Here is an 18,908-nt window from a genome sequence, read left to right on the forward strand (position 1 = left end):
TCGAGTCCGCTGGAGACTTTCATGCTTCTCTCCATCCCGCTTGCGACCTTGCTCCTCGCGAGCGCCGCCGCGCCCTCTTCCGCCTCTTCTGCCTCTTCCGCGCCGATCACCGTCACCGGTCATGCCTGGGCGCCGTTCATCAGCCCTATGGGCGAGCCGTTTCGCGCGCGCTCGGTGACCGACGACACGCTGGCTCGCTGGTTTGCCGGAGCCGACCGGAACCATGACAATGTACTGACCGTCGATGAGATGAAGGCCGACGCCGAGCGTTTCTTCGCGACGCTCGACCTCGATCACAATGGCGAGCTCGATCCCGAGGAAATCGCCAATTACGAATATGAGATCGCGCCGGACGTTCAGGTGATGTCGCGGACCAGAGCGGCACCGGGCACTTCGCTCCCCACCCACAAGAGCGAGCGCGGGCGGCGGCGAGCCGCCGACGAGATGGGGGATGCGGCGCTCGGGTTTCGCGGCGGATTGCAAGGCGCGGCCCGCTACGGCCTGCTCAACATGCCGGAGCCGGTCGCAGCCGCCGATACGGACTTCGACCGCGGTGTGACCCTTGCCGAATTCAGGCAGGCCGCGATTGCCAGGTTCGTCCTGCTCGACCGAACGCACTCGAACAGGATCAGCCTGGCGCAGCTTGAAGCGATGCGTCCGGTCATCACGGCCGATGGACGCCGCAAGCGTCCGAAAGATGCGCCCGACGAACGCGTTGGCAATCCACTGCCCTATCCGGGCAACTAGCGCCCCATCCAGTTGGTCGCGCCGGCGGGAATGCGAACCGTCAGGCTCTTCATCTGCTCGGTCAGGATGATTTGGCAGGCGAGCCGCGACGTCCGCCCGGCATGAGCCGCGAGGTCCAGCAGATCTTCTTCCTCCTCGCTGGCCGCCGGGAGCGTCTCGAAATCTTCGGGCTCGACGATGACGTGGCAGGTCGAGCAGGCCATGACGCCTTCGCACGCACCTTCCAGCGGTTCGCGCGCCGCCCAGGCAACGTCGAGGAGCCGCTCGCCCGGCGCTCCTTCAACTTCCTTATCGAGGGTCCCGTCAGCCTTAAGAAACCGCACTAGGGTCACGCGTCGAGCTTCTCCTGCGCGTGGGCTGCTGCGGCTATCCGCTTGCAGGCATCAACCAGCTCCTGCTGCTTGGTGTAACGCCCAAACCCGAGCCGGATCGAGCTGCGGCTCTCGCGATAATCGAGGCCAAGCGCGCGAAGCACATGACTCGGTCGCCCAGACCCACTGGCGCATGCTGACCCAAGCGAGAAGGCAATGTCACGCAAATCAGCTAAAAGCCTTGCTGCATCAACACCTTCGCGGCGGATGTTGAGATTGCCTTTGTAACGGTGGGCGGTGCTTCCATTGATCGTCCAGCCCGGGCCAAGCGCGTTAACGGCGGCGACCCACAGCTTCTCGACATGGTCGTAATCGCGGTTCGCGCGCTCTTCGGCCAGCTTGGCGGCGGCGCCGAAGCCAACACAGAGCTCGGGCGATAAGGTTCCGGATCGAAGCCCCCGCTCCTGCCCACCGCCATGGATCAGCGTGGCCGGCTCGGCACCCTTGCGCATCCACAGGGCGCCGATCCCCTTCGGGCCATGGATCTTGTGCGCCGAGATCGCAACGAGGTCCGGGCCACCGCACAGGTCGATCCGTCCAAAAGCCTGGACGGCGTCGCACATCATCAGCGCGCCTGCGCCGTGCGCGATGTGAGCGATCTCGGAGATCGGCTGGGTGACGCCAATCTCGTTGTTCACCTGCATCACCGCGACTAACAGCACGCGGCTGTCGAGCTCGCGGCGAAGAAGGTCGAGGTCGAGCCGCCCATCCGGCTCGACCGGCAATATCGTGAGGTCGACGCCTTTCTCGGCAAGCCACTCGCAGCTGTCGAGCACCGCGGCATGCTCGGTGGCCACCGTTATGATGCGGTTGCGGTCCTTATCCGCTTTCTCGACCGTCCCCTTGAGCGCCCAGTTGATCGCTTCGGTGGCGCTCCCGGTGAAGGCGATGCTACCGCCCTTCAGCCCCGTCGCCTGTTCGATGTTCTTCCGCGCGACTTCGATCGCGGCCTCTGCCTCCCGCCCCCAGCGCGAGGGAGAATGGGGGTTGGCGAACCGATCCTCGATCCAAGGATGCATCGCCTTGGCCACCTCTGGCGCAACCGGAGTGGTCGCCTGATAATCAAGGTAGATCATGCGGCCTTGGCCTTGCCACGGTTCTTGATACGGCGCCACTCGCCCAGGAAGCGGCCGACATCGGCCTCACTGGTCGACGGCCCGAAACTGACCCGGATAACGGTCGCGGCGATTTCGGGTGGTAATCCCATCGCCGCGAGCACTCTGCTCGGCTTCATGCTTCCGGAAGAGCAGGCGCTGCCCGCCGAGACCGAAATGCCGGCGAGGTCGAGCTGGACGACTTGGCTCGTGCTGGCAACGCCCGGCATGGCGTAGGCGCCGATTGTCGCGATGCGCGGGGCATTAGCCGCGATCACGACGCCGCCACTTTCGACGATTTCGGTCTCGAGCCGCTGACGCAGTGACGCCAGCTGCGGCATCGCGCTGGCAAAGGCGCGGCTCTCAAGCGCAGCCGCCATGCCGATGATCCCACTCAGGTTCTCGGTGCCCCGTCGATACCCCCGCTCTTGGCCGCCACTCGCCTGGAGGGTCGAGAGGTCTTTCACGAGAAGCGCCCCCGTTCCTGTGGCACCCCCAAATTTCTGGCTGGTAATCGGGACGAAATCGGCGTCGGGGAGGGTGATCTTGCCGGCGCCTTGGGCGGCATCGGTTACAAGCAGCGAGCCATTACCACCCACCATCGCGCCAATCCGATCGAGCGGTTGAATGACGCCCGTCTCGTTATTGACCAGCTGGATCGCGACCAAAGCCGGACCCGCCGCGAGTGCTTCCTCGAGCGCGCCAAGATCGACGATCCCATTGTTATCCACGGGAACGACGATGGCATCCGCTCCCATCGAGCCTACCACCGCCTCGTGCTCTGTCGGGCCAATGATACGGCGCTCTAGCTTGGTGCGGCTGGCGGCGATTTCGATGGCCTCGCTGCCGCCCGAATTGAAGACGACGTCATGGCGCCACTCGAGCGCCTCGGCGATCGTCCGCCGCGCCTGCTCCAGCGCTGCCCTCGCCGCGCGACCGTCGGCGTGCGGCGAGCTCGGGTTGCCGATCTGCGCGAGCGCGCGGCCAATAGCTTCGCGCGCTTCGGGTAGAACGGGCGTGATCGCCGCATGGTCGAGGTAGAGGCGGTCGGGAGTGCTCAAAAGGCGTGGATTCCTGCCGATTGCCACATTAACGGGCGCCCCTATATAGGACCCGACGCCGCGGTGCACCCGTCGGCAAACCATATTTCCCAAGCGCGAGCATCAAACCGCCCATGCCCGAAGTCATTTTTCCCGGCCCGGAGGGACGCCTCGAAGGGCGTTTCCATCCCGGTACTCGGCCCCGCGCGCCGGTCGCGCTGATCCTCCATTCCCACCCGCAGGCCGGCGGGACGATGAACAACAAGATCGTCCAGCTGCTCTATCAAACCTTCGTCAAGCGCGGCTTTGCGACGCTTCGTTTCAACTTCCGCGGAGTCGGCAAGAGCCAGGGCGTGTTTGACAACGGCATCGGCGAATTGTCGGACGCCGCGTCAGCGCTCGATTGGGTGCAGAGCATCCACCCGGAAGCCGAAACAACCTGGGTTGCGGGGGTCAGCTTCGGCGCCTGGATCGGGATGCAGCTGCTCATGCGCCGCCCAGAGATCCGCGGCTTCATCTCGATCGCCCCGCCGGCGAACATGTACGATTTCAGCTTCCTCGCGCCCTGTCCTTCGTCGGGCATCATCATCCAGGGCGAGGCGGACGAGGTGGTCACGCCGAGCGCGGTCCAGAAGCTCGTCGACAAGCTCCGTACGCAGCGGCACATCACGATCCATCACGATACGATCCCGGGCGCGAACCACTTTTTCGCCAACGAGCTCGAGCTGATGATGAAGTCGGTCGACGATTATCTCGACATGCGGCTCGCCACAGACCCAATCAAGCCGGCTATACCGTCCAGATCATCACGTTCATGACGAGCACGGCCGCGGCGACCATCATCAGGATGCCGCGGCCCCTCGTCTGACGGTCGAATGCCAACTTCGCTCCGCCAATCAGGAGCAGGAGCGCGGTAACCATGGCGATGGCCATCGCCACCGAAGAAAAATTCGTCATTTGCAGCGTCCGGTTTCACCAAGGTTTAACCAACTTCGGTGCAAATAGCGCAACATGCCGCATACCGAGCAGCAAGATCGCCTGAACGAGGCCTTTGAACGGATCGAGGAAACGATCCTGCCGTGCATCGCCATGATGCTCGAAACGCTGATCGATGCGTCGGAATCGGTTGCGGAGAATGAGCGCCGTTTCCTGGCCGCCGAGCTAAAGACGCTTGCCGCAGAGCTCGAGGAGCTCACCAAGGCCGTCGAGCTGTCGAGCCCGATGCACCTCGAGCCGGGCGAATATAAGACCCGCAACGTCGCCTAATCATCCGCGACGATCCGCGCATGAAGCGCCGGATCCACATTCCCACCCGACAGGATAACGACCGTATCATCTAGCGGCGTCACTTTGCCCGAGAGCAAGGCCGCCAACGCTACCGCGCCACCCGGCTCCACAGTCAGTCCGTGACGCTCCCAGGCGAAGCGGATCGCTTCTGCCGCTTCGTCGTCGCTTACGGATAATGATTTGGCACCGCGTTCCTGAAGAATGCCGAAGGTGATCGGCGACACACGCGGCGTTTGCAGCGCATCGCACGTCGTGGCTGGCGCATCGGCCGGGACCGGGACAATCTCGCCTAACTCCAGCGATCGGCCCATGTCGTCCCACCCTTCGGGCTCGACGATCACGATCTCCGTGTTCGGCAGCGCCAGCGCAATGCCCGAAGCCAATCCTCCACCGCCGCAAGGAATGACGATGCGCGGCGGCGAGCGCCCCAGCTGCTCGACGATTTCGAGACCTGCCGTGCCTTGTCCGGCGACGATCATTGGATCATCGAAGCTCGGCACTACCGTCGCGCCGGTCTCATCGGAAATTTTTGCCGCAATGGCTTCGCGGCTCTCTCCCCGCCGGTCGTAAAAGATGATTTCCGCGCCCTCGCTCCGCGTGCCTTCGACCTTCACCTGAGGCGCGTCGGCGGGCATCACGATCACTGCCGGGATTCCAAGGCGCCTGGCGGCTATCCCGACACCCCTCGCGTGGTTCCCCGACGAGAAAGCGACGACGCCGCGCTTCCGCTCCTCGTCCGAGAGCTGCAGCAAACGGTTGGTCGCACCCCTCAATTTGAACGCGCCGCCAGTCTGCAGGCATTCGCACTTCAGCCAGATTCGGACGCCGTGGATCCCGCTTTCGATGAGCGGCGTGTGCTCGACCAGGCCGGTTATCCGCTTGCCCGCGTCGACAACGTCGTCATGAGTGACTTGGGGATAGTTCGCTAAGCGGTTGATATTTCACCCTTTCGATTAGCCGTTGCAGATCAGCGACATAGCGTTTGCGAATTCCAAAACGGGGTCCAAAAAATCTTTACAGGCCGGAACCCCGTACATATATCGCGCTCCGCTGCCCCATGGGACTTCCAACCGCAAGGCAGCTTTGTCTCGAAACTACCCAGTTGGAGGTCCCTTGAGTTGCACAAGCATCATCGCGCGCTGGGGCTAGCCGCCGCCCCAACCGGCATCCGGGGGGGTGCCGCTATCGCCATGAGCCGCCCGGTCCAACCGGTTACGCTTCTGCGTCCGCATGCCGCGCACCGCGCTGCCCGCTTCTTCATCGAGAAGTTTCCGGGCCGCTCGCTGTATGCCGTGAAGGCGAACCCGTCCCCGGATCTGCTCAAGGTCCTCTGGGAGGCCGGCATCACGCATTATGACGTGGCGTCGATCGGTGAAGTCCGCCTCGTTAGCGAAACGCTCCCCGAGGCAGTTCAGTGCTTCATGCACCCCGTAAAGGCCGAGGAGGCCATCGCCGAGGCCTATTTCCAGCACGGTGTGAAGACCTTCAGCCTCGATTCGATCGAGGAGCTGGACAAGATCGTCCGCGCCACTGCCACCGATGGCGTTGCTGCGACCGATCTCAACCTGCTCGTCCGCATCCGCGTCAGCTCAGATCACTCCGAATACAGCCTCGCCTCGAAATTCGGCGCCGAGCCGGGCGAAGTGAAGGCGTTGCTGATGGCGACCCGCCAAGCGGCCGATGCGCTTGGCATCTGCTTCCATGTCGGAAGCCAGGCCATGAGCCCCCTCGCCTATAGCGAGGCGATGGAGCGTGTGCGCTCGGCCATTCTCGAAGCCTCGGTGACGGTCGATATCGTCGATGTCGGCGGCGGCTTCCCGTCGGTTTACCCGGGGATGGAGCCGCCGGCGCTCGAGAATTATTTCTCGGTCATCCACGCCGCCTTCGAAGCGCTGCCGATCAGCTATTCGGCGGAGCTTTGGTGCGAGCCGGGTCGCGCGCTGTGCGCCGAATATGCGTCACTGGTCGTCCGCGTCGAAAAGCGCCGCGGGTCGGAGCTGTACATCAACGACGGTGCTTACGGCGCGCTGTTCGACGCGGCGCACGTCGGCTGGCGCTATCCGGTCAGCCTGCTTCGCGAGAAACCGTCGAACACGCGTTCGGCCGAGTTCAGCTTTTTCGGTCCCACCTGTGACGATATCGACCAGATGGCGGGCCCGTTCGAGCTGCCGGCGGACGTTGCGACCGGCGATTATATCGAGATCGGCATGCTCGGCGCTTACGGCTCGGCCATGCGGACCCAGTTCAACGGGTTCGGCGTGACGGAGTCCGCGATCGTCGACGATGAGCCGATGGCCAGCCTTTACACTAGCGAGGCGGAGCCGAAGCGCTCGAACGTCGTTAAATTGTAGCCATTCCCCACTTCCGTTGATGCGGGAGTGGAGCTAACCGCACCGCGGTTTTCGGGGTGAGGCTGTCCCCCGCTAGGAAACGACATGCCCTTTTCGCCTGCTGGCCGTTCAAGCCGGCACAAACGGAGCATGAGATGGAAACCGATACGCTGAATAAGGTTCAGGACGCCGAGCGGATTAACGACACCCGCAAAGCCGAGCTGCTATCGACCGCGATCGAGCACATCGACATCACCAAGTTCGATGCTCGCCCGATCATCGATTCGATGGGCAAGATGAGCTTCACCAGCCGCGATCTTGCGCGTGCGACCGGCATCTACAACCAGATGCTGGAGGACAAGGACTGTTCGATCATTCTGGTGATCGCGGGCTCGACCTCGGCTGGCGGCTGCATGGACCTCTATGCCGAGCTGGTGAAGTCGAACATGGTCGATGCGATCGTCGCCACCGGTGCCACGATCGTCGATATGGATTTCTTCGAAGCGCTTGGCCACAAACACTACCAAGCCAATGAAATTCCTGATGATGATACGCTGCGCTCGCTCTACATCGACCGCATCTACGACACTTATATCGACGAGGTGGCGCTGCAGGATTGCGACCATACGATCGGCCTGATCGCCGACAGCCTGGAGCCGCGTGCTTATTCGAGCCGCGCCTTCATCCGCGAGATGGGCAAATGGCTTTCCGAGGGCAACGCAAAGAAGCAGGGCAGCCTAGTCCAGCTTGCTTACGAGCATGACGTCCCGATCTTCTGCCCGGCGTTCGTCGACAGCTCGGCCGGCTTCGGCCTCGTCAAGCACCAGGTCGACGCGATGAAGCGCGGCGGCCACTACATGGTGCTCGATGCGATCGCGGACTTCCGCGAGCTGACCGACATCAAGATCAAGGCCGGCACCACCGGCCTCCTGATGATCGGCGGCGGCGTTCCGAAGAACTTCACGCAGGACACGGTCGTCTGCGCCGAAATCCTCGGCCACGACGATGTCGAGGTTCACAAATATGCGGTGCAGATTACCGTCGCCGACGTCCGCGACGGCGCCTGCTCCTCCTCGACGCTCCAGGAAGCGGCGTCGTGGGGCAAAGTGTCGACGGCGATGGAGCAGATGGTGTTCGCGGAAGCGACCAGCGTCCTCCCGCTCCTCGCCAGCGACGCCTACCATCGCGGCGCGTGGAAGAACCGCGAGAAGCGGCGCTTCGCCCAACTCTTCGACTAGGGCACTCCTCGCCTCGTCGATTGCCAATCACAACGAACTGAAGCACCCTCCCCGGGCTCAAAACTCGGGGAAGGTTTTTCATGTCCTACAGCCCAATTCTAGTGCCGGTGGTGGCGTTGGTCGCCTGGACGCTGATCGTCATGTTCTGGATGCTGGTCGCGCGCTTCATGGAATTTCGCCGGTTGGGCATCACGCCCGAGAAGATCCCGGACGGTGCGAGGGGATGCGACCTCGAAGGCAAGGCGCTGCCCGCCGCGCAGTGGAAATCCCACAATTACAACCATTTGATGGAACAGCCGACGATCTTCTATGCGATCGCCCTGGCCCTCGCGTTGATGAATTTCGGCGGTGGGATCAACTACTGGCTGGCTTGGGGCTATGTCGGCCTGCGCATCGTCCACAGCCTGATCCAGTGCACCACTAACGTCGTCCGTTTTCGCCTGGTCGTGTTCGCATTGGCGTCATTCTGCCTGCTTGGCCTGACCGTGCATGCCGGGGCCCGCATCCTCCATGACTGCCTCGGCTGGCATCTAATGATGCACTAACGGGCGAAGGCGGCGGCGAGCTCGACGTGGGTTGACCAGCGGAACTGGCCGACGGGCCGCACCCACGACAGCGTGAACCCGCCGTCCTCGAGCGCTTTGGCATCGCGGGCAAAGGTGGCCGGGTTGCAGCTCACGTAGGCTACGCGCTGGACCGAGGAAGCAGCCAGCCGCGCCACCTGCTCCTCCGCCCCCGCCCGCGGTGGGTCGAGAATGATGGAATCGAACGGCTTCAGCTCGGCCTCGTCGAGCGGGCGGCGGTAGAGGTCGCGATGCTCGACCTGCATATTCGGCGCAGCGCGCTTGAGCGCCGCCGCGGCATCGCGCGAAGCCTCCGCCGCATAAGTTGCGCCGGTCGCCAGCGCGAAAGTGCCGAGCCCCGAGAACAAGTCCGCGACGCGCCCTTGCGCGGCCTCGCGAACGGCCTCGATCAGCGCCGCCTCGCCATCCTCGGTCGCTTGGAGGAATGATCCAACTGGAAAGATCACCGGCACGCCGGAAAGGCTGACGGTCGCGGGCTGCGGCTCGTAGAATGTCTCCGGCCCCAGCCCCTGATCGATGCTGAGCCGGGCAAGGCCGTGAGTTTCGCAAAATGCAGTGACCGCTTCGATTGCCGCCAGGCCTTCCGGCTCGACCCCCTTGAGCAGCGCGTCGGGGCCTTGGTCGACCATGGTCAGCTGCACTTCGCCCATGCGCTTGGGCTGCAGCAACGTGGCGAGCAACTCCCGCAACGGCGCGACCAGCGTAAATAGTTCGGGCCGAAGGATATGGCACTCGCGCATATCGACGATCTGATGCGATCTCGCGGCGTTGAAGCCGATGACCGCGCCCTTCCCCACCTTCAGCGCGCGGAGTGTGGCTCGCCGTCGGCTGTTGGGCGGCGACATATGCGGATCGCGGATCTCGGTTTGCAATCCGTGCTGGGCGAGCGCGCCCTCCACCCTGCTGATGAGGTAGTCACGATACGCTTCGTCGTCCGCATGCTGCAGCTGGCACCCGCCGCATTCGGGATAGTGACGGCATGGCGGCACTTGATGGTGCGGACCGGGCGCCAGCGCGCCATCGTCGAGCAGTGCGTCGCCCGGAACGCCGAAAGCGACGTGGCGCCCACTTGCCGTGACTCCATCGCCCCGCGCGGCGATGCGGACGATCGCTTCGTTCATTCGGCGAAAGCGCGGGGAATGGCGTCGGCGAGATCGTCCGCAATCATCCCCGGCCCGGCAATCTCAGCCGCACGGCCGTGGAGCCATACGCCGGCACAAGCCGCTTCGAAGGCAGCCATGCCCCGCGCTCGAAGGGCGGCGATCATGCCCGCGAGCACGTCGCCGGTACCTGCGCTCGCCAGCCACGCCGGGGCAGGCGGTGCAAAGCCGACACGTCCGTCGGGTGCCGCGACCAAAGTATCCGGGCCTTTATAAACGACCACCGCTCCAGACCTCTTCGCGGCTTCTGCGGCGCGCATCGCCTTCGATCCCTCCAGCTCGCCAAACAGCTTTACGAATTCGCCGTGGTGCGGCGTGATGATGGCATCCTGCCCCTTGAGCCGCGCAGGGTCGCCAAGCTGCGTGATGGCGTCGGCGTCGATTACCTTGGGCGCTTGCGAAGTGAGCGCGAGCGTCAGGATCGGCGGTACGTCTCCCATGCCGGGGCCAACCAGCAGGCAACCGATGCGTTCGTCGTTGATCGCGGCGGTGTCGACCTGGACTACGGCGGAGGGGAGACCACTTAGCGGGATCGACGTGCTGACCCGTACATAGCCCGCTCCCGCATGTGCGGCCGCCTTCGCGGCCAGCGCGATCGCGCCGGGCATCTTGCCCGCAAGGGCGTGCACCAGCCCGCGGTCATATTTGTGCCCGCCGGGTTTCAGCCCAGGAAGGTCGGGGCGTCCAATCTCATGCCAGTCGGTGCGTGCCTCAATACCGATTTCGCCAAGCGCCACCCGGCCGCATTTGTGCATCGCCGGGAACAGGCGATGGGCGGGCTTCAGCGCGCCGAGCGTCACCGTCAGGTCGAACCTCGGCGACTCACTCAGCTCTTCGCCGCTGTCGCTGTCGATGCCGCTGGGAACGTCGCAGGCGATCGCGACCGTTGCGTTTTCGCACAATCGCCCAAGCTGGACGGCGGTCTTCCCCTCGAGCCCGCGCTTGAGACCTGTTCCGAACAAGGCGTCGATGACCAGCGGGGCGGGTTTGGTCCTGGCGGAAAGGGTTTCGACCTTCGCGTCCCACTCCCCGCGCGCCCACTTTGCGAGGGCACTCTTCGGCTCAGCGAGTGCCGCAATACGCACATCGACGCCCAGCGCTTTCAAGTGCCTGGCCGCGACGTAGCCGTCGCCACCGTTATTGCCCGGCCCGCACAGGATGAGCGTCGGCAGCGGTCCCGCGAAGCGATAGGCGGCTTCGCCGAGTGCCTGCCCTGCCCGCTCCATCAGCTCCTGCGCGCCGGCCTCCGCCGCTTCTTCCGCTGCGCGCATGGCTTCGACGGTGAGGATCGGGCGGGTCATCGCCCGCGCCCTTAGCGCAGGCTGGTCGCCAGGCGCCACCATTCACGCGGGACGCTGTCGGCAGCGAGATCGCGCGCTTCGTCGCTGTCGAAGATGGCGAAGCAGGTTGCGCCGGAACCGGACATGCGGATGAAACTGGCTCCCGGTCGAGTGCCGAGCCACGCCAGCACTGTCTCAATCTGCGGAACAAGGCTGGTCGCGGCCTGCTGGAGGCCGTTGAAACCGTCCCGCCATTCGCTCAGCGGGCCTTGGTCCTCGCCGTCCCAGCGTGCGAACACCTCGCCTGTCGACAGCGGGACGCGCGGGTTCACCAACAGGACCGCCGCCCCGGATAGCTCGGGCAGATCGATGGACGTGAGCTGATCACCTGCTCCGGCTCCCCGCGCCGGCACGCTGAGGAGGCAGGCCGGCACATCGCTGCCAAGGGTGGGCGCAAGCTGCTGCGCATAGTTGGGGTCGATTTGCCACAATGACGTCAGGAGTCGCAGCGCCGCCGCAGCATCCGCCGAGCCGCCGCCGATGCCGGATGCCACAGGCAGCTTCTTTTCGAGCGTGATTGCGGCGCCCTTCTCGACGCCAGCTGCCTCGGCGAGCGACCTTGCCGCCGTGAGCACCAGATTATCTCCGCCAATGTCCGCTGCGAACGGGCCGACAACCTCTAGTGTCAATTTGTCGGCTACTTCCGCGGTTAGCCGGTCGCCATCGGTGCAGAAGGCGAAGATTGTCTCGATCGCATGGCGCTCGTCGGGCAGCTCTCCCCGGACATGAAGCGCTAGATTGAGCTTCGCGGGTGCTATCTCGCGGGCGGGAATCAAGGCGCGGCGTTGGCCGGCGTCAGACCGCTCGCAAGCTTAGCCTTTACGCGCTGAGCCGTCTCATCTTCACCCGTGATCAGTGCCGCGCTCCATGCAAAGCGCGCTTCATAGCGCCGGCCCGATTTGTACAGCGCATCTCCAAGATGCTCCTGGATTTCGGCCTGGTCGGGATCCTTGGCCGCCGCGTCCTGGAGGGTCGCAATCGCTTCGTCGATCTTGCCGCGTTTGAACTGCGCCCAGCCGAGTGAATCGGTGATCGACGCATTATCGGGCGAAAGCTCGCTCGCCTTGCGGATCATCGCCTCGGCCGCCTCGACATCCTCGCCGCGCTCAAGTTTCGCGTAGCCGAGGAAATTGAGCAACAGCGGCTGGTCCGGGGCGATCGCTAGCCCCTCCTCGAGCGCCGTCTTCGCCTCCGGCCAGCGATTGGCATCCTCAAGAGCGCTCGCCCGCAATAGGTCGAGCGTCCACAAATCGTCTTTCTGTCCCGCCGCCTTGGCCAGGGTCAGCGCGCGTCCATAAGCGTCTGCTGCTTGGCTGCTCCGCTTCATCGCCTGGTAAAGGTCACCGAGCCGCGAATAGTCGCCGACACTTGCCGTCGAACCGGCGACCGCCGCGCCGGCGATCTGATAGGCTTCGTTGAACCTCTTCTGGTCCGCCAGGATCCGCACCTGGATGTCGCGCACTTGCGACGCAAGCGCATCGTTCGCCGGGATCGCGTTCAGCAACGCTAGCGCTTCGTTGGACCGGTCCTGCCCGTCGAGCAGCACCGCGAGCAGCGCCGTCGCGCTGCTGTTTTCGGGATTGGCGTAGCGTGCGACCTGGACGAGGCCGATCGGAGGCGCCGCCCGCTGGATCCGCGCGAGGTCGGCGGCGAACGCCGTCAGCACCTCGCTCAACGCTTTGGCCGAGCTATCGATCGCCTGGCCGTTCGTCTTGCCCGCCGCGATCCGCTGTTGCGCGATCGCCCCGTCGCCGCCCATTCCGTCGAGCATCATCAGCGCTCGCGCACGGTCGCCCGCGGCGAGGAAACCGTCGGCGAAAGCGAGCCGCAGCCGGTCTTCGCGCGGGCCGGCGGTTCCGATGGCCCGTCGGGCATAAGGCTCTGCGTCCGCGGTGCGCCGGTACTTTAGAAGGATCAGCGCCTGCTCCTCCGCCCGCAGCGGGGCAAGCAGGCTGCCATTTGGCATCTGCGCGAGAGTCGACAGCGCCTGGTCTAAGTTGCCGCGATCGGCGGCATCCCAGGCGGTGACGAGCGGCGCGAGGAAAGACAGGTCGCCATTGCCCGCGGAAGCGACGAGCCACGGCAACGCCTTGTCGGCGCGCCGGCGCTTGATTTCGTCGACCACGAGGAGGAGCCGCGCATCAATCGGCAGGTTGGCCGCTGGAATGGTCCGCGCGAGGTTGAGGGCGAGATCCATGCGCCCCGCGCCCATCGCTTCGCTGAGCGCTTTCTTGGCGATGTCGACGTCCGGCTGGCTGCTGGCCAGGGTTGCGAGCAATTGCGCCGCTTCGGCATGATTGCCGTTCATCGCCGCGGTGCGCGCCTGCACATACGTTCGCGCAAGGTCGTCGGAGCTAAGGCGGGCCGAGGCCTGAACTGGCGCCGTCGCTAGCGCCGCCAGGCCCGCACCGGCCAGCCATTTACATGTTCGGGTAATTGGGGCCTCCGCCGCCTTCTGGAGTGACCCAGTTGATGTTCTGGGTCGGGTCCTTGATGTCGCACGTCTTGCAGTGGACGCAATTCTGGGCGTTGATCTGGAGTCGCTGTTCACCGCTGCCGTCATCCACGAATTCGTAAACGCCCGCCGGGCAATAACGCTGCTCTGGACCAGCGTACACCGGCAGGTTGATGACCGTCGGTATGTCTGCGTCCTTGAGCGTCAGATGAACCGGCTGGTCTTCTTCGTGGTTCGTGTTGGAGATGAACACCGAAGACAGCCGGTCGAAGGTGAGCACACCGTCGGGCTTTGGATAGTCGATCGGCTTGTACTTGGCCTTGGGCTTTAGCGCTTCATGGTCGGGCTTGTGCTTCAGGGTCCAGGGAAGGCCCACGCCTAGCTGGCCGAGCCACATGTCGAACCCCGCGTAGACGGTGCCCATCCTGCCGCCCCAATGGCCGACTGCGGGCTGGGCATTCCTGACGAGCTTCAGCTCCTTGATGATCCAGCTCTTCTGAACTGCATCCTCGTAGCTTTCGAGCACGTCGGCCTGGCGGTCCTTGCTAATTGCTTCGAACGCCGCTTCCGCCGCGAGCATCGCCGACTTCATTGCCGTGTGTGTGCCCTTGATGCGGGGCACGTTGAGGAAGCCCGCCGAACAGCCGATCAACGCTCCGCCCGGGAAGGCCAGCTTCGGAATGGCCTGCAGACCGCCCTCGTTAATGGCCCGCGCACCGTAGGACAGCCGGCGCCCGCCTTCGATCTCCCTGCGGATCGCGGGATGGGTCTTCCACCGCTGCATTTCCTCAAACGGCGAGAGGTACGGGTTCGCGTAATCGAGCGCGACCACGAACCCCAACGCGACCTGACCATTCTCCTGGTGGTAAAGGAACCCGCCGCCCCAGGCGTCCGTCAGGGGCCAGCCTTGGGTGTGGATCACTCGGCCGGGCTTATGCTTCTCGGGAGGAACTTCCCACAGTTCTTTGATTCCAATGCCGAAAATCTGCGGTCCGCTTTCATCGCGAAGGCCAAACACTTCGGTCAGCCGCTTCGTCAGATGGCCTCGGGCGCCCTCTGCGAAGAAGGTGTAGCGGCCGTGAAGCTCCATGCCCGGCTGATAGTCCGCCCGGTGACTTCCATCACGTGCGATGCCCAGGTCTCCGGTGGCCACGCCTTTGACCGCGCCTTCCTCGTCGAACAGGATTTCCGAGGCCGGAAATCCGGGGAAGATCTCGACGCCCAGCTCTTCCGCTTGTCCTGCCAGCCAGCGGCAGAAATTGCCGAGGCTCAGCGTATAGGTCCCCTTGTTGTTCATGAAGGTCGGAAGCAGGCGGTGCGGCATCGCCAGCTTGCGCTTCTTGCCCAGCACCCAGTGATGGTTTTCAGTCACGGGCACGGTGAGCGGCGAATTCTTGTCCTTCCAGTCGGGAATGAGCTCGTTGAGGGCAATCGGATCGAGCACCGCGCCGGACAGGATGTGGGCCCCGACCTCGCTGCCCTTTTCCAATATGCAAACGGAAAGCTCGCGCCCGGCGGCATTGGCGAGCTGCTTGAGGCGGATCGCAGCGCTCAGCCCAGCTGGGCCTGCGCCGACGATGACCACGTCATAATTCATGGATTCGCGCTGCATATTCTCCCCACCCTCACGTCCGGGGTGCCGCAAAACCTCTCGTCGCGTAACTGACTCGTTCTGCCTACGCCAACCCTGCCAATTCCTTGACCGCGCCGTCAATGGCGGTGAGTGAGGACATGTGGGCGGGGAACTTCAATCTATCGGCATTGCCGAGGCGCGCAGCGCGTTGGCCTGGTGGCTCGAGGCCGGCGTCGATGTGGCTGTCCAGGAAGAGGCGCGAGACTGGCTCGCCCCTCCTGCACCCAAGGCCAGGGCCGACGCACCGGCGCCCGCCGCTAACGTGGTCGCGCCGAGCCATGAGACGCTCGCCGAGCTTCAACAATGGCTGGCAAGCAGCGCCCAGCTCCCGCTCGCATCCGCGACCGCCCGCCGAATTCTTCCCCATGGGCCGGAAAACGCCGCGGTGATGCTGCTGTCGGACGCTCCATCACTTGAGGATCTTGGCGCGGCGCAACCGATCGGCGGCCCGGCATGGGAGCTTGCCAAACGCATGCTCGCAGCAATCGGGATCGCGCCCGAGGATGCCTACAGCGCGTCGCTATCCTGCTTCAACTCGCCCGGCGTCCGCATGAGCAAGGCGGATCGCGAGGCGTGCGCAGAGATCGCGCGCAAGCATATCGCGCTCGCCAAACCCAAGCGTCTGCTGCTCTTCGGAGACGGTCCTGCCCAGGCGCTTCTCGGGAAACCGCTCGCCCAGGCCCGTGGTCATGTTCACAAGATCGAGGGTGTTCGGGCAGTCGCAACGTTCCATCCCCGCCAGTTGATTCAGAATAATGCAAACAAATCCTATGCATGGAAGGATTTGCTGCTGTTGATGGAGGACGAAGCTTGAAGGCCGGGTTGCTTGCTTCTGGAACGTTGCTCTTCGCTGCGCCCGCCTTCGCGCAGGGCTCGGACCCGCTCGCCCCGCTACCGACAGCGCCGGCGACGGTCTCGGCCGCCCCGGCGCCGCAGCCCGTCAAAATTTACCAGCTGCCGCCCCCGACCCTTCAGCCGCATGAAAATGCGCCAGTGGCGAGGGCTCAGCCTCGACCGGCAGCTCAGCCGTCGGCCGCCGCCCAGCCGGTCACGCCGCCTGCCGCCCCTCCACCCGCTGTGACCGTGTCCGTCCCGAAAGACTGGCGCGGCGTGTTCGACGCGATCGACGCGGGCAATTGGGCCTCCGCCCAAGCAGGCATCAATGCCCTGCCGCGAAGCGTGCTGACCCCAGTCGCCAAGGCTGAACTCTATACCGCCAGAGGATCGCCCACAGTCGACCTTGCTTCGCTTCAGGCATTGATCGCCGAAGCGCCCGAGCTTCCGCAAGCCAACCAGCTTGCGATGATGGCGATCAGGCGCGGCGCGACCGCGACGCCCGCCATCATTCCGGAACGCGCCACGGTAAACCTTGGCTCTGCGCCCGGCCGCTATAAGGCCAAGCCGGTGCAGGGCGAGCCCGCCGCCGATCAGCTTCGCTCGGCTCTCGATCCGCTGGTGAAGGCCGATGACGCAGCCGGCGCCGAAGCACAATTGCTGACCTACGCACCGCAGCTATCGGTGGAAGCCCGTGCCGAAGCCGCCAACCGCGTTGCATTCATCTACTACGTGCTCGGGCTCGACCTCGACTCGCGGCGGGTTGCCGACACCTGGCGCCAGGGCGCGACCGGGGAATGGGCCTCGCAGGCGGCGTGGGTCTCCGGCCTCGCCTCGTGGCGGCTCGGCGATTACAACGCGGCGTCGACCGCCTTCCAGCAGGTCGCGCAACTGGCCACGCAGCGAGAGCTTCGCGCCGGCGGCTTTTACTGGGCCGCGCGCGCCGAGCAGGCCGCAGGCCGTCCACGGTCGGTTGAAGCCCTGCTGCGCAATGCCGCAACCTCATCGGAGAGCTTCTACGGGCTCGTCGCGCGCGAAAGCCTGGGCCTCAGCACCGCGCTTCCGGCCGAGCCCTATGCCGGTTTCGATCCGTCGGTCGACCAGTTCCCGAACGTCAGGCGCGCGACGGAACTCGCCAAGATCGGCGAAGCGGGCCTCGCAGAGGAAATGCTTCGCCACCAGGCCAAGATCGGCCAGCCGGGCGAGCATCACGCGTTGATTCAGGTCGCGAAGAAGCTCGATCTCGCCGCCGCGCAATTGTGGCTGGCGAACAATGGCCTGCCCGGCGCGCGTTCGGATGCCTCCGATCGCTATCCCAACCCGCGGTGGAGCCCGCTCAACGGCTGGCGTGTCGATCCAGCCCTGGCCTACGGCCACATCGTCCAGGAATCGTCGTTCCGCCGGACCGCCGTTAGCGGTGCGGGCGCGGTCGGCCTGATGCAGGTACTGCCTGACACTGCCGCGCTGGTGTCGCGCAATCGCGGCGTTCCCTACTCGCGTGCCGCACTCACGGACCCGACTTACAATCTCGAATATGGGCAAAGCTTCATCGAGATGATGCGCAAATCGTCCGCGACCTCCGGCCAGTTGCCGCGGGTTATCGCGTCGTACAACGCAGGCCCCCTCCCCGTCGCGCGCTGGGCGGCGATCAATGACAAGGGCGACCCGCTCTTGTGGATCGAATCCATCCCTTATTGGGAGACGCGCTACTACGTGCCCGCGGTGCTTCGTAACATGTGGGTCTATCAGGGCCTGAACGACGAAGGCACGCCGACCTTGAAGGCGATGGCGGAGCATCACTGGCCGAGCTTCCCGACCGGGATGACCCGCCTCAATCACTAAAAAACTCCCGGGCCGCGAGTCTCGGCCCGGGAGTCCGTTTCACGCTCCGGGGGACAAATAGAGCGTGAGGGAATATTAGCGGCCGCGCTCGCCCGTGCTTGCCGGCGGCGGCGGCGGTGGGGGCGGAGGCGGTGGCGCTGGGCACGCCGATGTCGCGAGGATCACCGAGCCATCAGCGCAGGTCTGGGTTGCCGGAGCTGCGGGCGGCGGCGGTGGTGGCGCGGCAGCGGGAACCGGCGCCGCCGCCGGTTCAGACGAGTTGAAGTTGTAGACCAGGCTCGCAAGCACGCTGTTGGAAGCGTAGTTCCCCTTCGCCTCGGTGGTGAAGTTCGTCCCGTTCAAGGTGAAGCCATCGTTGAAACCGAGCTTCCCGGTGCGGAAGTAGCGATACTTCAGGCCGACATCGACGTTCGGGCTCACCGCATAGCGAAGGCCCGCGATACCCTGGTAGGCCCAGGCATTGTCGCTGTCGCCGCCAAGGTCGGCCCACGCACGTCCGGCGCCGCCGCCGATGTACCCGCCGAACCCGCCGCCGAAATCGCCGTCCAGCAAGGCGTTGGCCATCAAGGTCTTGATGCCGATGTGGCTGCCAACGTCGAAGTTGGCGGCCGTCGCGGTCGTTCCCGCTGCCGTTCCAACGTCGGTGATCAGCGGCGTCGAGACGCCCAAGCTCTTCACCTTCGCGCGTTTGTAACCCGCCTCGCCTTCAAGCCGGACCGGACCGAACTTGTATCCGAGGATGGCGTCGACGTCGTAACCGGTATCGTACTTGACGCGATAGCCATTGCTGTAATCGGTCGTCGTGGTGCCGTGGTTCAGGATGATGTCGAGATCCGTCGAATTCGGCATGGTCGCTCCGCCCTCAATGCCGACATAGGGGCCGTCGGCCGCCGCGAAGGCTGGTGTGGCGACAGCCGCCAACACGGTCGCTGCCAGCAATAATTTACGCATAA

19 protein-coding genes are annotated in these 18,908 nt (G+C 64.7%); 8 read left to right on the forward strand and 11 right to left on the reverse strand.

What is annotated here, in order from left to right:
- Window positions 1-21 precede the first annotated feature (21 nt).
- Complete coding sequence (locus AC4K8G_RS02515; protein ID WP_491732604.1) at window positions 22-747, forward strand: EF-hand domain-containing protein; 726 nt, start codon at window positions 22-24, stop codon at window positions 745-747.
- On the opposite strand, the gene AC4K8G_RS02520 is transcribed toward AC4K8G_RS02515, so the two are convergent.
- The 3 genes from AC4K8G_RS02520 to AC4K8G_RS02530 are packed head-to-tail and all read right to left on the reverse strand — an operon-like array spanning window position 744 to window position 3,273.
- Entirely contained in the window at window positions 744-1,079 is a 336-nt protein-coding gene (locus AC4K8G_RS02520) for a 2Fe-2S iron-sulfur cluster-binding protein (RefSeq protein WP_491732605.1), read from the reverse strand. The two genes, AC4K8G_RS02515 and AC4K8G_RS02520, sit on opposite strands and share 4 nt — an antisense overlap.
- Window positions 1,076-2,194 (reverse strand): cysteine desulfurase family protein, encoded by a 1,119-nt coding sequence (locus AC4K8G_RS02525; RefSeq protein WP_491732606.1) that lies wholly within the window; start codon window positions 2,192-2,194, stop codon window positions 1,076-1,078. The genes AC4K8G_RS02520 and AC4K8G_RS02525 overlap by 4 nt, the downstream gene beginning before the upstream one ends.
- The gene (locus tag AC4K8G_RS02530; protein ID WP_491732607.1) at window positions 2,191-3,273 is read right to left on the reverse strand and encodes a cysteine desulfurase family protein; all 1,083 of its coding nucleotides are present in this window, start codon (window positions 3,271-3,273) and stop codon (window positions 2,191-2,193) included. The genes AC4K8G_RS02525 and AC4K8G_RS02530 overlap by 4 nt, the downstream gene beginning before the upstream one ends.
- Window positions 3,274-3,386: 113 nt before the next feature.
- Between AC4K8G_RS02530 and AC4K8G_RS02535 the strand changes: the two genes are divergently transcribed.
- A complete protein-coding gene (locus AC4K8G_RS02535) occupies window positions 3,387-4,070 on the forward strand; it encodes an alpha/beta hydrolase (protein WP_491732608.1) in 684 nt (227 codons plus the stop codon).
- Here the strand turns inward: AC4K8G_RS02535 and AC4K8G_RS02540 are convergent.
- Window positions 4,042-4,209 carry a hypothetical protein gene (locus AC4K8G_RS02540; RefSeq protein WP_491732609.1) on the reverse strand — a complete coding sequence of 56 codons (168 nt, stop codon included), beginning with the start codon at window positions 4,207-4,209 and terminating at the stop codon, window positions 4,042-4,044. The two genes, AC4K8G_RS02535 and AC4K8G_RS02540, sit on opposite strands and share 29 nt — an antisense overlap.
- 54 nt (window positions 4,210-4,263) lie before the next feature.
- Between AC4K8G_RS02540 and AC4K8G_RS02545 the strand changes: the two genes are divergently transcribed.
- Window positions 4,264-4,518, forward strand: a complete 255-nt coding sequence (locus tag AC4K8G_RS02545) for a hypothetical protein (RefSeq protein WP_491732610.1) — start codon at window positions 4,264-4,266, stop codon at window positions 4,516-4,518.
- Here AC4K8G_RS02545 and AC4K8G_RS02550 read toward each other — a convergent pair.
- Entirely contained in the window at window positions 4,515-5,477 is a 963-nt protein-coding gene (locus tag AC4K8G_RS02550; RefSeq protein WP_491734395.1) for a threonine ammonia-lyase, read from the reverse strand. The genes AC4K8G_RS02545 and AC4K8G_RS02550 overlap by 4 nt on opposite strands.
- Window positions 5,478-5,657: 180 nt before the next feature.
- On the opposite strand from AC4K8G_RS02550, the gene AC4K8G_RS02555 reads away from it, so the two are divergent.
- The 3 genes from AC4K8G_RS02555 to AC4K8G_RS02565 all read left to right on the forward strand — a co-directional run bounded on the left by AC4K8G_RS02555 (window position 5,658) and on the right by AC4K8G_RS02565 (window position 8,652).
- On the forward strand, window positions 5,658-6,890 hold the full coding sequence (locus AC4K8G_RS02555; RefSeq protein ID WP_491732611.1) for a type III PLP-dependent enzyme: 1,233 nt from the start codon (window positions 5,658-5,660) through the stop codon (window positions 6,888-6,890).
- Window positions 6,891-7,024: 134 nt separating this feature from the next.
- Window positions 7,025-8,107, forward strand: a complete 1,083-nt coding sequence (locus tag AC4K8G_RS02560) for a 1,9-bis(guanidino)-5-aza-nonane synthase (protein ID WP_491732612.1) — start codon at window positions 7,025-7,027, stop codon at window positions 8,105-8,107.
- Between the two features lie 80 nt (window positions 8,108-8,187).
- Window positions 8,188-8,652 (forward strand): MAPEG family protein, encoded by a 465-nt coding sequence (locus AC4K8G_RS02565; RefSeq protein WP_491732613.1) that lies wholly within the window; start codon window positions 8,188-8,190, stop codon window positions 8,650-8,652.
- Here the strand turns inward: AC4K8G_RS02565 and AC4K8G_RS02570 are convergent.
- From AC4K8G_RS02570 to AC4K8G_RS02590, 5 genes are all read right to left on the reverse strand, one after another.
- A complete protein-coding gene (locus AC4K8G_RS02570; RefSeq protein ID WP_491732614.1) occupies window positions 8,649-9,812 on the reverse strand; it encodes a class I SAM-dependent RNA methyltransferase in 1,164 nt (387 codons plus the stop codon). The genes AC4K8G_RS02565 and AC4K8G_RS02570 overlap by 4 nt on opposite strands.
- Complete coding sequence (locus AC4K8G_RS02575; protein WP_491732615.1) at window positions 9,809-11,152, reverse strand: NAD(P)H-hydrate dehydratase; 1,344 nt, start codon at window positions 11,150-11,152, stop codon at window positions 9,809-9,811. The genes AC4K8G_RS02570 and AC4K8G_RS02575 overlap by 4 nt, the downstream gene beginning before the upstream one ends.
- 11 nt (window positions 11,153-11,163) lie before the next feature.
- Window positions 11,164-11,967 carry a 4-(cytidine 5'-diphospho)-2-C-methyl-D-erythritol kinase gene (locus tag AC4K8G_RS02580; protein WP_491732616.1) on the reverse strand — a complete coding sequence of 268 codons (804 nt, stop codon included), beginning with the start codon at window positions 11,965-11,967 and terminating at the stop codon, window positions 11,164-11,166.
- A complete protein-coding gene (locus AC4K8G_RS02585; protein ID WP_491732617.1) occupies window positions 11,964-13,520 on the reverse strand; it encodes a tetratricopeptide repeat protein in 1,557 nt (518 codons plus the stop codon). Before AC4K8G_RS02585 ends, AC4K8G_RS02580 begins: the two co-directional genes overlap by 4 nt.
- A gap of 91 nt (window positions 13,521-13,611) precedes the next feature.
- The gene (locus AC4K8G_RS02590; RefSeq protein WP_491732618.1) at window positions 13,612-15,258 is read right to left on the reverse strand and encodes an electron transfer flavoprotein-ubiquinone oxidoreductase; all 1,647 of its coding nucleotides are present in this window, start codon (window positions 15,256-15,258) and stop codon (window positions 13,612-13,614) included.
- Between the two features lie 121 nt (window positions 15,259-15,379).
- Here AC4K8G_RS02590 and AC4K8G_RS02595 point away from each other — a divergent pair, with 121 nt between their 5' ends.
- Together AC4K8G_RS02595 and AC4K8G_RS02600 are read left to right on the forward strand one after the other, a co-directional pair.
- Complete coding sequence (locus AC4K8G_RS02595) at window positions 15,380-16,093, forward strand: uracil-DNA glycosylase (protein ID WP_491732619.1); 714 nt, start codon at window positions 15,380-15,382, stop codon at window positions 16,091-16,093.
- Window positions 16,090-17,955: a lytic transglycosylase domain-containing protein gene (locus tag AC4K8G_RS02600; RefSeq protein ID WP_491732620.1), complete on the forward strand. Its 1,866-nt coding sequence runs from the start codon at window positions 16,090-16,092 to the stop codon at window positions 17,953-17,955. Before AC4K8G_RS02595 ends, AC4K8G_RS02600 begins: the two co-directional genes overlap by 4 nt.
- 75 nt (window positions 17,956-18,030) lie before the next feature.
- Here the strand turns inward: AC4K8G_RS02600 and AC4K8G_RS02605 are convergent, their stop codons facing one another.
- Entirely contained in the window at window positions 18,031-18,906 is an 876-nt protein-coding gene (locus AC4K8G_RS02605) for an outer membrane protein (RefSeq protein ID WP_491732621.1), read from the reverse strand.
- Window positions 18,907-18,908 lie beyond the last annotated feature (2 nt).

The sequence above is a fragment of the Sphingomonas sp. SP3 genome (genome assembly GCF_058514305.1).

Coding starts and splice junctions, on each gene's coding strand:
- AC4K8G_RS02565 (WP_491732613.1), top strand. CDS start 8,188: ATGTCCTACAGCCCAATTCTAGTGCCGGTGGTGGCGTTGGTCGCCTGG.
- AC4K8G_RS02560 (WP_491732612.1), top strand. CDS start 7,025: ATGGAAACCGATACGCTGAATAAGGTTCAGGACGCCGAGCGGATTAAC.
- AC4K8G_RS02570 (WP_491732614.1), bottom strand. CDS start 9,812: ATGAACGAAGCGATCGTCCGCATCGCCGCGCGGGGCGATGGAGTCACG.
- AC4K8G_RS02540 (WP_491732609.1), bottom strand. CDS start 4,209: ATGACGAATTTTTCTTCGGTGGCGATGGCCATCGCCATGGTTACCGCG.
- AC4K8G_RS02525 (WP_491732606.1), bottom strand. CDS start 2,194: ATGATCTACCTTGATTATCAGGCGACCACTCCGGTTGCGCCAGAGGTG.
- AC4K8G_RS02535 (WP_491732608.1), top strand. CDS start 3,387: ATGCCCGAAGTCATTTTTCCCGGCCCGGAGGGACGCCTCGAAGGGCGT.
- AC4K8G_RS02545 (WP_491732610.1), top strand. CDS start 4,264: ATGCCGCATACCGAGCAGCAAGATCGCCTGAACGAGGCCTTTGAACGG.
- AC4K8G_RS02515 (WP_491732604.1), top strand. CDS start 22: ATGCTTCTCTCCATCCCGCTTGCGACCTTGCTCCTCGCGAGCGCCGCC.
- AC4K8G_RS02590 (WP_491732618.1), bottom strand. CDS start 15,258: ATGCAGCGCGAATCCATGAATTATGACGTGGTCATCGTCGGCGCAGGC.
- AC4K8G_RS02575 (WP_491732615.1), bottom strand. CDS start 11,152: ATGACCCGCCCGATCCTCACCGTCGAAGCCATGCGCGCAGCGGAAGAA.
- AC4K8G_RS02605 (WP_491732621.1), bottom strand. CDS start 18,906: ATGCGTAAATTATTGCTGGCAGCGACCGTGTTGGCGGCTGTCGCCACA.